Source organism: Catenulispora sp. MAP12-49, assembly GCF_041262705.1.
GTDB lineage: Bacteria > Actinomycetota > Actinomycetes > Streptomycetales > Catenulisporaceae > Catenulispora.
Genome location: NZ_JBGCCP010000076.1, coordinates 1 through 11613, shown reverse-complemented (window position 1 = coordinate 11613; position 11613 = coordinate 1). Strand labels below are relative to the sequence as shown.

8 protein-coding genes and 1 pseudogene are annotated in these 11613 nt (G+C 67.3%); 6 read left to right on the top strand and 3 right to left on the bottom strand.

Annotated elements, in window-relative coordinates:
* Positions 1-59: 59 nt before the first annotated feature.
* Both ABIA35_RS49095 and ABIA35_RS49090 read right to left on the bottom strand, forming a co-directional pair.
* Positions 60-1853: a WD40 repeat domain-containing protein gene (locus ABIA35_RS49095; protein ID WP_370362608.1), complete on the bottom strand. Its 1794-nt coding sequence runs from the start codon at positions 1851-1853 to the stop codon at positions 60-62.
* Between the two features lie 64 nt (positions 1854-1917).
* Complete coding sequence (locus ABIA35_RS49090) at positions 1918-3663, bottom strand: macro domain-containing protein (RefSeq protein ID WP_370362607.1); 1746 nt, start codon at positions 3661-3663, stop codon at positions 1918-1920.
* Positions 3664-4056: 393 nt separating this feature from the next.
* Between ABIA35_RS49090 and kdsA the strand changes: the two genes are divergently transcribed.
* The 5 genes from kdsA (at position 4057) to ABIA35_RS49065 (ending at position 9503) form a co-directional block, all read left to right on the top strand.
* A complete protein-coding gene (gene kdsA / locus ABIA35_RS49085; RefSeq protein WP_370362609.1) occupies positions 4057-4872 on the top strand; it encodes a 3-deoxy-8-phosphooctulonate synthase in 816 nt (271 codons plus the stop codon).
* Between the two features lie 44 nt (positions 4873-4916).
* Positions 4917-5507, top strand: coding sequence for an SIS domain-containing protein (locus tag ABIA35_RS49080; protein WP_370362606.1), 591 nt, complete (start codon positions 4917-4919; stop codon positions 5505-5507).
* A 9-nt stretch (positions 5508-5516) separates the two neighbouring features.
* Positions 5517-6674, top strand: coding sequence for a hypothetical protein (locus ABIA35_RS49075; protein WP_370343265.1), 1158 nt, complete (start codon positions 5517-5519; stop codon positions 6672-6674).
* A gap of 43 nt (positions 6675-6717) precedes the next feature.
* Entirely contained in the window at positions 6718-7932 is a 1215-nt protein-coding gene (locus tag ABIA35_RS49070; protein ID WP_370362605.1) for a DUF6236 family protein, read from the top strand.
* A gap of 143 nt (positions 7933-8075) precedes the next feature.
* Positions 8076-9503 carry an IS1380 family transposase gene (locus ABIA35_RS49065; RefSeq protein ID WP_370362604.1) on the top strand — a complete coding sequence of 476 codons (1428 nt, stop codon included), beginning with the start codon at positions 8076-8078 and terminating at the stop codon, positions 9501-9503.
* A 183-nt stretch (positions 9504-9686) separates the two neighbouring features.
* Here the strand turns inward: ABIA35_RS49065 and ABIA35_RS49060 are convergent, their stop codons facing one another.
* Positions 9687-10283 carry a hypothetical protein gene (locus ABIA35_RS49060; protein WP_370362603.1) on the bottom strand — a complete coding sequence of 199 codons (597 nt, stop codon included), beginning with the start codon at positions 10281-10283 and terminating at the stop codon, positions 9687-9689.
* 146 nt (positions 10284-10429) lie between these two features.
* On the opposite strand from ABIA35_RS49060, the pseudogene ABIA35_RS49055 reads away from it, so the two are divergent.
* A pseudogene (locus tag ABIA35_RS49055) lies at positions 10430-11613 on the top strand (IS1380 family transposase); the annotation flags it as partial.

Below are 11613 nucleotides of genomic sequence, written 5' to 3'. Positions count from 1 at the left end.
CCCCGGAAGCCGCCCTCGACTGCGCTGCCGGGCTCTACCTCGGCGAACCGACAGCCTGATCAAACCCCCGAAGAATCAACGCGGCGCTGCACTAGGTCCCAGATTCGGATGACGCCCTTGGCCCCTGCGGTCACCGCCGACGTCCCGTCCGCAGTGACCGCGAGCTGTGTCAGCTGCGGATCATCCGATCTCACCGCGGCGGAGCAGCCCGCTTGGCGAAGGTCCCAGAAACGGATCATTCCGTCCCAGCCTGCGGATACCGCTGCCGCACCCGGCATTGGCACGATCCGGCTCACCCACCCCGCGTGGCCGCCGAGCTCCCCCTCGAATTCCCCGGTTTCCGCGTCCCATGTCAGAACGCGTCCATCCTTGCCCGCGCTGAGCACGTGAGCCCGATCCGCCGTGAGCGCGAGCGTTGTCACCTCCTGCTGGTGCCTCATCGGCGCGGCGGCTTCCAAAGCGGAGGTATCCCACACGCGCACACTCTGGTCGTACGAGACGGTGGCGAGCCGCCGCCGCTCCGGATCGGACGCGATCGCCGGGATCAGACCGCTGTGCGGCGCCAGGCGGCGCAGCTCGCGGCCGTCGTGGATGTCGAACAGTCTCAGCGCTCCGATGCCGTCGCCGACCACGGCGCGTCCGGGGAGGCAACGCACCGAGTGGAATGCGACGTGCTCGCGGGTGGCCCGCCACGCACAGCTCAGATCGTCCAGGCGCCAGGCAGACAGCTGATCGTTCGCGGCCGCGACCACGAGGTCGGGCGCGGCGCCGGTGGCACCGCCAGAGCCGGCGTCGCCGCCTTCAGCGGCGCGGGCGAGCGCTGTCACCGGCCAGTCGTGACTGCCGAACGTCGCCTCCCTGCGGCCCGCCGACAGGTTCCAGATCTGCAGGGCATGCCCTGGACTGGTGCTGGTTTCCGGGTCGGTGCCGAGCAGGATCCGGTCCCCGTCCAGAGGAAGCAGCGCCGAGATGGTGCGGTCGCCGATGTCGATACGGCCGATCTCGGCTCCGGCCGCGACATCCCAGGATGTCAGCCGGCCACGGGTGTTGGCCGAGACCAGGATTCCCGGCCGGACGAAGGCGACGGCGAGGGCGGCGCCGGGCCCGGAGGGCACCAGCGGCGGACGCTGGCCGCGGGCCAGTTCGACGATCCGGATGGTGCCGTCCCTCGTCGCGATCGCCGCGTAGGTACCGTCACAGGCCAGAGAAGTCGGCTCGATCGCACCGAGGCGGAAAGGCTGCCGTGGTCTGCCTCCGGCGAGATCCAGGACCTCCAGCAAACGCTGGTTGTCCACGATCAGGAGCCGGCCGTCCGGAGCGAAACAGGTATCTGATGCGTTCCCCTGCAGATGCTTGACGATCTCGTGTGGGCTCCGAGCCGCTGGCGTCATCGGGCGCATCCAAAGACCGGTCTTGTAATGCTCGGCGCGGGTCACCAGGCGGCGCAGCAGATGGCCGCTTTCACCGTTGAGCCGGAGGATTACCTGCTCGGGAAGCTGGTGAGGAGCAAGGCGCAGGATTCCGGCCGAGCGGCGAAGGGCCTGGGCTAGCACCAGCAGCTGCGCCGCGGCGCGTTCGTGGATCGGGGCAAGCAGTCGCGCGGTGTTGTCGAGGTCTGTCACGACAGCTGTCACGTCACCGCCGTACAGGGCCGTGCGGGCCGCCAGGATGTCGAAGTCGACCAAGAACTGTGCGGCCATCGGCACATCCCGGGCGGGGGTGCGGCCCTTGAGGAGGTTGTCGACCTGGTTGAGCGTGACCTCAAGGTCGCCACCCGGCTTGTCGCGCGCGCCGGAGATCTTGTTGCGGCTCAGGAAAGCGGCTGCGTTGAAGGGATGCTGTCGGGATTCCACGGATCGCGTCGGTAGGAAGCCGACGACCTCGACGCTCGTGACCCGGGATATCCGAGGCATCGTCTCAGCCGCCTTTCAACAGGGGGTGGGCGTCGACGGCGGCGTGCAGGGCCGTCAGTTCCCGGTGGACGTGCGCCAGGAACCACACGGTGCCGATCCGGGTCACGGGAACCGATGCGAGGTATTCGGCGGCGGTGCCGACCAGCACCGCCGCAGTGCGCTCGATGCTGCCACCGCCCTGGCCGGTGCCCAGCATCGGGAACAGGACACTGACCTCCCTGGGTCGCTCGAGCGACCGGTCAATCTCGGCCAGCGCGCCGGTCACGCAGCGACCGACATCGCGAACCTGGCGGTAGCCCGCGCCCGGTTCCCCGTAGACCGCCGCAACGTGGACGATCGCGCGCACGTTGTGGGAGGCGGCGAGCGCGCCGGACCCGGTCAAAATCGCCGTTCCGGCGGCCACCGGGCCTTGGCCGGCCTTCAGCGCGAGTTCGTCCGCGATGGTGTCCTCGATGACGCGTCCGGCCGCGTCCCGGACCGCACCGTCGTAGCGGATGATCGCCGAAATGGTGTAGTCGTCGAACCGGGACATCCGCATGTCGGTGTTCTCGGAGTTGACCCATATGTCGACGTCGTGGACGCGACGGAGGTATCCAGTGACGATTCCTATGTTCCTGACACCGGCGCTCCGAGAGCGTCGCAGAGGGGTGAGATACGTGATCGTGTCAGGGATGGGTTCCATGGACAGGCCAGCGGGTGGGAACGGGAGTAGTCTCGCTTCGGCCGCCCCGGTTTCTGCCGGCTCGGGAGGCTTGACCGGCTCTCTGGGTCCGTGTCCGGGTCCGCGAAGCCCGGCGGCCGTGGCCCGGATTGCCGCCGGGACGCCCGCACTGCTGCTCGCAGCCTCGACCGTCTCCGCGTTCGTCGCTCCGATGAGCACAGTGAGCAGGGCCTGCGACTCGTCATCGGTAAGCGGACCGAGATCGATCGCACATACTTCGTCGATGTGGTCGAGGAATCGCCGGCCGGTGGTCACCACCGCACATGAAGGCGAGGCGGGCACCAGGGCCAGGACCTGTTCCGGGGCTACGACGTTGTCGGCGACGATCAGGACCGATCTGCGGTAGAGGTAGGACAGGTACAGCGCCCTCAGTTCGGCGGGCTCCGCCGGCAGCATGTCCGCGGTGAAGCCGAACCGGCTCAGCAGGCGCGCATGAGCGGCCGACACGTCGCCCAGCAAGCCGAAGTCCACGAACACGCAGCCGTCAGGATATTCCGAGCGCAACTCGTGGGCGACGATCGAGGCGAGCGCCGTCTTGCCGATGCCGACGGGGCCGAAGATCTGCACCACCGGCGCGCGGTGGAGGGTCTTCGAGCCGTGGATCGCGGCCTGCATCGCAGCCACCTCGGCTTCGCGGCCGATGAAGCGGCTAGGCGGTGGCGGTACGTCGAACCGTGCCTCCGGCACGCCTGCCGGCCGGGCTTCCGCGGACGTGCCGGCAGGCGCGGTACCCCGTTGTTTGGCCCGGGTGTACCGGTTGAGCTCCGCCAGGTCATCGGCGAGGTCGCGGGCTTTTGCCGCGGTGCGGTCGTCGGCGCCCAATGCCGTCGCGAGGGCTTCAGCCGCATCCGGGCTGGGGGCCTTCCAACCGTTCAAGACCTCGCTGACGTGGCCGATCGCTATGCCGCTGGCCGCCGAGATCTGCTTGAGGGTACGTGGCTTGAGGCTTTGGAGCTGCCGTAGCAGGGATACAAGTTCGGTGGCCGGCCCCGGTGGCAGGTCGGCCGGACCCCGCCGACCCCGTGTCATCGGACACACTCGATGCTTTCGCCGGTCTTCTCGGCGTGATCGACCGTGCGGAGGCGAAACGGCACTTCGGGGACGTCCGGCATGGCGACCTTTCGCTCGCGTTCGCTGCCCGCTCAGCGAGCCGTCGCAGGTGGCTGTACTGGTTCGGCGAACAGATGGACCACAGGAGGGGAGCACACGGCGGTGAGTCGTCGTTTGTGCGGTTCATCGACCCGGCGGCGCCGCCGCGTACACGCCGGTCCTTCCTTCGGACCGTCTGCGTCAGTGTACCGCCGAAGGTCGCCGGAATACCTCTCGCATCGGCTCTTCCAGGACTTCGGGAAAACCCTTCAACGCATACGTCATCCTAGTTAGGAGACACCTGTGAATCCCGCGCCGACTGGTCAGCGAACGGTGAAGGTCGGAGATCAGACAATCGGCTCGGGACTGCCGTTCGCCTTGATCGCCGGGCCTTGCGTCATCGAGAACCGGGATTCCGCGCTACGACATGCCGAACGTATCGCTGAGATCGCGCAACGGGTCGGAATCCCCTACATCTTCAAGTCTTCCTATGACAAGGCCAATAGGACCTCGGTCCAGTCCTTTCGAGGCCCCGGTCTGGACGCGGGCTTGGAAATCCTCGCGGAGGTGAAGAAACAGGTGGGCGTTTCCGTCCTCACCGATGTCCACGAGCGGGACGACGTTCCGCAGGTCGCCGAGGTGGCGGACGTGTTGCAGACTCCGGCATTCCTGTGCCGGCAAACCGACTTCATTCTGGCGGTCTGCGGCGCCGGCAAGCCCGTGAACATCAAGAAGGGCCAGTTCATCTCGCCGTCCGAGGTGGTGCCCCTGGTGGACAAGGCCCGTTCGAGCGGCAACGACGCCATCATGCTCACCGAGCGGGGCTTCTGCTTCGGGTATCAGAACCTCGTCGTCGACTATCGGTCGCTGGTCCAGATCCATGACGCCGGGGTTCCGGTGGTCTTCGACGCCACGCACAGCATCCAGCTGCCCGGTGCCGCCGGGTCGAGCACCGGCGGGCAGCCGCGGTTCATCGCTCCCCTGGCCAAGGCAGCGGTCGCGGTCGGAGTCGCAGGCCTGTTCATGGAGGTCCATGAAGATCCTCCCCGCGCGCTGAGCGACGGCTCCAACTGCCTTGCGCTGGACGCGCTCCCCGATCTGCTGATCCGTTTGAGAGACCTGGACGCCACCGCCAAAGGCCTGACATGACCACAGTGGGCATCTCGCGAACGGTGGGGGCGTCGAATGAGTCAGTGGAATCGATTCTCCAATGGATGCGCTTCGAGGCCCAGGCCATCGAGCGGGCGGCGGAGCGTCTGAACCCGGTCGCCCTCGAAGCGGCGCTTCAGATCCTGCAGGCGTGCACCCGCTTGGTGACCGTGACCGGCACGGGAGTCTCGGGCCTGGTCGCCGCGAAACTGGCCGCGACACTCACGACTTACGGGACCCCGGCAGTGTTCGTCCCGGCTTCCACGGCGCTGCACGGCGGACTTGGCATCGTCCGGGACGGCGATGTCGCCGTGTGCGTGAGCAACAGCGGCCGAACCGAGGACACCGTCGCGGTGGCTCGCGGACTCGCCCGGGACGGACTGCCGGTGATCGCGTTCACCGGAGGCCCGGACTCCGGGCTGGCCGGGGCCGCGACCGTCGTGATCGACACCTCGGTGTCCGTCGAGGCTTGCCCGCTCAACGCGGTGCCCACCGCCAGCAGCGCGGTAGCCGTGGCGATCGGCGACGCCATCGCCGCCGAGCTGAGTCGGCGGCGGGGCTGGACGATCGCCGATGTCGCGCGGATCCACCCGGCCGGGGCCGTCGGCCGGATGGCCCGCGACCGGTCACAATGAGGAGGCGTCGTGGAGGCTGACGCGCGGCTGCGGCGCTTCGCTGACTGGTCGGACATCCGGTCGGGGTTGGTGAGCGGGTCGATCAACGGTCTGCGACCTTTCTACTCCAGCACCGAAGCCTACGGCCGAATGGACGAGGTGCGCCGGGCCATCAACCAGATCCGCACAGACTGGCACCGCTACGAGGAATTCATGCAGGAGCTGCGTGCCGTGCTCAGCACCGCGGCCGACGAGGCAGCCGAGCAAGCCGTCGGAGCGTTCGATGATGCCGACCGCCGTCGGATGGAGGCATTGCTGTCGAGCCGGAAGGCCTGGCTCGACGGGTCGACGGACCGCGGCGACGACTTCAGCGCGATCCAGTTGTACACGTCGGAGGACGGATACCAGCGGATCTACAGCGTCATCAACGCGGCTTTGCGAAGCGACGATCTGGCGCGCGACTCGATTCGGCTTCGAGCGGCGGCGTTCCTGGTCGAGCTCCTCACCATCGATCTATACAACTACCGGCTTCGCGAACCGGAAGCCGACGGGTACGAGGGCACCGTATATCGCGGCATGTGCGTGACGCCCACCGAACTCGAGTCGTTCCATCAGGTAGTGCACGGTCCCATCGCCGAGCGCTATGTGGCGATTCCGTTGTCGATGGCGTCGGCCACCGCTGTCCGTGACCATGCACTGCGGTTCGCTGACGAGCAGGCGGCCCGGCACCCGGGCTCGCGTCCCTTGGTATGGGAGATCGACGTCCACGGCCTGGATCCCGAACTGCTGGGGTACTACCGAGCCGAGTATCCGTCCAGCGTCGTCACTTCGATCTGTGCGGTCCCCATCGAGAAGCTGTCCGACTACCCGGAGGAGCGCGAAGTCCTTCTGCGCGGAGCCCACCTGCAGCTTCTGGCTGTCGCCGAGCAGAGGCACGTTAGTGGCGAGAGTGCGGCGCTCGTCGTGCGCGCGGTCATGCTCAACAGCAACAGGGACCACCTGACCGCCATCGCCTCGAACGAAGGCGCTGATCGCGACATGCGCGACCTGTTCCGTGCCTTGATCCTGACCCACCGTGCACGCCTGTGCGCCGAATACGCGCATGCGCACAGCGCCCCGCACGACGCTGCGGAATACGAGGCTGTCGCGGCCGAACAGCGGGCCTACATCACAAGCCGGCTGTTCTGACCGCCGACATGGAACGAGGGTGGCAGATGTGCGAGACCATCGCGTGAACCAGACGCGCCGTTATGGGTTGTACTATCCGTATTTCCACGTCCGCGACGACCGATGGCTGAAGGTCGCGGCACTGTACTGGCCTCGCATCATCCGATTGACGCCCCAGGACTACGCGACCCGGGATTCGGAGACGATCAAGAGGTTCGAGAGCGAGCTGCATCTGATCCAGCGCCAGCCGCCCGGCCCGTCCGTCGCCGCGGTCGCGCCGATGTTTCATGCCATCATCGCCGACAGAGGTCCTGAACTGCGCGCACGGTACCGCATCGACGGTTTGGGCTCCGCCACCCTCGCTCCTGGCGGCGACGTCAACCCGCGAAGCGCCGTTCATCTGGGCCAGATCGACCATGGACTGGCTGCGGCCCTGGTCGATGCCGGACTCGCAAGGAACGGACGCGTCGATCTGTCAAACGAGGTCGACCGTCGATGGCTGGTGATGTGCGAGCCGCTCGTCGCTATCTACAGCAGCGTCCTTGCCGAGGACTTCGCACGTGCCAACAAGCTCGTCCCAACCACCGACCAGAGTGACGCCTATGCGGCGACGATGAACTGGAACACTGACGTTATCGCCGACGTACTGCTCGGCGACGACCTCGACCGACCGCAGCCGACGTCCGACTCATCCGTGACCGGAGAGATCGTGGCGCTGCTGGCCCTGGACTTCCTCGTCCCGGCCAACCTGGACCGGGTCCCGGCCGGCCGAATCGTCGAGATCCGCCGCCGCTTCGGACCGGAGTTTCTGGCCTTCGGCGTCCTGGTCGACCAGATCGCCCAGGACGCCGCCGCGCTGGCCGACATCCGCGACCACCAGGTACTGCTGAGCTACCTCGAAGACGACGTCGCCCGCCGTCTCAGACAACCCATGGCCGACCTTCGCCGTCATCTGCGAGACCTCAAGCTGGACACCACGACAATTGCCGTCAATATCAAGACGCAGCTTCCCTCAGCCGCCGCCTTTGCTGGCGGCCCGCTGCTGGCCGGCCATCCCGCCGTCGCCGGCACCGCTGCGGTTGCCCTTGGGCTGATAGCCGTCCGCCGGGAATCCCAGCGAAAGCGCGAACAGCTGGCCCACGAGGCACTGGCCGTGAGCTACCTGCTCCACACCCACGATCTCCTGAACCGACAGAGCCTCGCCGAACACTCACTCGACATCGCACGACGCATCAGCAAGCTGGGACGGGCGCCCGATACCGCTGCGGTATCGGAATAGCATCCGCAGTACCTCAGAGGTTGACCTCGGATACTCACCGGCTGAGCTGTAAGTTCGGGTCCTGAGAAGAGAAAAGTGCCCCTGCCCTGGAAGGATGCGAGTGTCGAGTTCGTTTCCGCCAGGAGAGCAGGAGCACCTTTCGGGTGCAGGGTATCGGTTGGGCTCGGCGGCTGTCAGTGGCCGCCGATGCGAAGGGGTTGATCGGCCACGCCGGTGCGGCACTGCTGCGCCAGTGCGCAGACAAGGCAAGGCTGACCGGGGCGTTATCGGCGGCGATGGCGCGGCCTGGCCGGCTGCCGGGCTGGGACCGGGGCGTGGTGCTGGTGCAGCTTGCAGTGGCGATCGCGCTTGGAGCGACGTCGATGGTGGACATCGCGCTGTTGGAGCATCAGCGCGGCTTGTTCGGAGCGCCGCCGTCGGACTCGACAGTGCGCCGGTCGCTGGATGAGCTCGACGCCCGGATCCGGACCCGGATCGCCAAGGCCAGGGCCAGGGTGCGAGACCGCGTGTGGGGCCTGCTGGCCGCGCGCGAGCAGGGGTTCCCGTGGGTCGTGGTGGCCGGACGGGTGCCGACCGGGTGGATCGTCGTTGACATCGACGGCACGCTGATCACCGCGCACTCGGACAAGGAGGGTGCGGCGGCCACGTTCAAGCGCGGATGGGGTTTCCATCCGCTGGGCGTTTGGTGTCAGAACACGGCCGAGTCCCTGGCCATGCTGCTGCGGCCCCGCAACGCCGGGGCAAACACCGCCGCCGATCATGTGATTGTCCTGAGCGAGGCGATCGCGCAGATCCCGGCCCGGTGGCGCCGGCGGATCCTGATCCGTATCGACGGGGCCGGGGCGAGTCATGAGCTGATGGAAGCGATGATCGCGCTGTGGTCGGCGCGGCGCGACGTGCTGTTCGTCACCGGCTGGAAGCACACGCCAGAGGACGAGGCGGCGATCGCCGCGCTGCCCGCGCACGCCTGGAGCCCGGCGGTCGACCAGGACGGCGAGGTCCAACAGGCGGCGCAGGTCGCCGAGCTCACCGGACTGGACAGCCGGCTCGCCGACTGGCCGTCGGGTGTGCGCCTGATCGTGCGCCGCTCCAAGCCGTCAAAACGTCACGAGCGCAAGCTCACCGACTTCGAGAAGACGACCGGCTGGCGCTACCAGATCTGCGCCACCAACGTCATCGCCTTGGCCGAGGTTCCCGGCTCCCACCACGGCTGGTTCCTTGATGTGCTCTATCGTGCACGCGGCGGCGCCGCCGAGCACTCGGTGCGCACCGGCAAGGCCATGGGACTGACCCGGCTGCCCTCGCAGACCTGGAACGTCAACGTCGGCTGGGTCCTGGCCGCGAACATCGCCGCCGACCTGCACGCCTGGACCAGGTTGCTCGGTCTGGCCGACGATCCCGACCTCGCAGCCGCCGAGCCGGACACCCTGCGCTACCGACTCTGGCACCTCCCGGCCCGCCTCGTCGCCCACGCCCGCCGCCGCATCTTGAAGATCCCCGCCAGCTGGCTCTGGGCCGAAGCCTTCACCGTGTGCTGGATTCGCCTGACCGCCCTGCCGAACCCCTGCTGACCAGTACAGACCCGCTCCTGCTACCCGGAAGGACAACTCATCGCGGCCGTGGAACCGCGACGCCCACCCGAGCGCCTCGGGCCTGCGGCTCGCCCGCCGGAACATCAGTAACGGACAGATGATCGCAAAACGAAGACCCGCGAAACCGAGGATCAAGCAGTTGAGAGCCCTGAGTCATCCAGGTTAAGCCAGACCCGAGTCGGAGCCGCCGTCTCCTGTGTTATTTCCCGCGTTGGAAGCTTCTGAGGCTTTGGGCGCCTCACGAGACGTCGCATTCCCGAAAAAGTAACCGCGGATGAGCAGGAAGCTGTCCGACACGACAGGCACGATCGCCGTATGGGTGAACATGGCGACGATCAGCGATCCCGCCAGCGAAATCATGACTATCGGACCGACGGCGCTGGCGATGGTCTCGCGATTGAACCAAGACTTGAACATATCGGAACGCTGCGCATCGACTCTCTGCTTCACCATCAGTTTCATCAGCGAGTTCTGGAGAGAGGACGCTGCCTCCGCTGCCGCGGCGTCTCGGGCCTCGGCCGCCTGGGCGACTTCCCGTTCACGCCTGTCCGTCGCTTCCCGAGTCGCCCTAGCATGGTTGTCGATCAGACGGAGAACCGTTGCCTTGACGTCCGAGTCCGGGATGCTCGCGACCACGTCGCCTCTGACATCCTCAAGACTCTCCAGGGATTCAGGCGCGCTGAGGTTGACCTCCAAAAGCCCGAGGACCCGGTCCTTGATTTCGGAGTCCGGGATGCTCGCCGCCAGATCGCTCCGCACGGACTCCAGGTCGTTCTGGGGCGTTAACCTCCGATACTCAGCAGATGAGTTGTGAGTTCGGAACCTGACATGCGAAAGGTGCCCTTGGCCTGGAAGGATGCGAGTGTCGAGTTCGTATCTGGTCCAGGAGATGGGGCACCTTTCTGGTGTCGAAGACTATCGGGTGGGCGCGTCGGCTGAAAGTGGCGGCCGACGCAAAGGGCCTTGTGGGGCATGCCGGGGCGGTGCTGCTGCGCCGCTGCGCTTATCAGACGGGTCTGACCTCGGCGTTATCAGAGGCGCTGCGGGTGAGGGGCCGGTCGCCGGGCTGGGACCGGGGCGTGGTGCTGGTGCAGCTGGCGGTGGCGATCTGCCTGGGCGCGACCGCTTTGGCGGACATCGCGGTGCTCGATCACCAGGCAGCGGTGTTCGGCGCGGCACCGTCGGATGCGACGGTCCGGCGGGCATTGGCCGAGCTGGATGCGAAGGCATTCGCGCGGATCGCACAGGCCAGGGCCACGGTGCGAGCGCATGTGTGGGGTCTGCTGGCCGGCCGCGAGCAGGGGTTCCCGTGGATCAGCACCGCAGGACGGATCTTGTCCGGCTGGATCGTGATCGATATGGACGCCACGCTGATCACCGCGGTCTCGGCCAAGCAGGCGCGGCGGCGACCTATAAGCGCGGGTTCGGGTTCCATCCGCTAGGCGCGTGGTGCGCGAACACCTGCGAGGTCCTTGCGATGCGGCTGCGGCCGGGCAACGCCGGGTCCAACACCGCCGCCGACCACATCAGCGTGCTGGCCCAGGCCATCGCGCAGATCCCAGCGCGGTTCCGGCGACACCTGATCGTCCGGTGCGACGGAGCCGGGGCCGGCCACGAGCTCATCGAGCACATCACCGCCTTGAACGGCAGCAGACGGCGGGTGCACTTCGTGGTCGGTTGGAAGGTCACCGAGCAGGACGAAGCCGCGATCGGCAAGCTCCCGTCGGCGTCCTGGAGACCGGCCGTGGAACAAGACGGCCTGATGCAGGACGAGGCCGATGTCGCCGAGATCACCGGGCTGAACGAGCGGCTGGATCTGTGGCCTGCTGGAACGAGGCTGATCGTGCGGCGTTCCAAGCCCTCGCGTCGCCACGAGCGCAAGCTCACCGACTTCGAGAAGGCCACCGGCTGGCGCTACCAGATCACCGCCACCAGCATCGATGTCCTGCCCAAGGTGCCAGGCTCCCATCACGGCTGGTTCCTCGACGCGCTCCACCGGCACCGCGGCGCGGCCGAGGACCAGGTCAAAGCTGGCAAGGCGCAAGGGCTGCGGAACCTGCCGTCCAAGATGTGGCACGTCAACGCCGCA

Bases quoted from the DNA above. Each gene is read 5' to 3' on its own strand.
- ABIA35_RS49090 (WP_370362607.1), bottom strand. From the start codon at position 3,663: ATGACACGGGGTCGGCGGGGTCCGGCCGACCTGCCACCGGGGCCGGCC.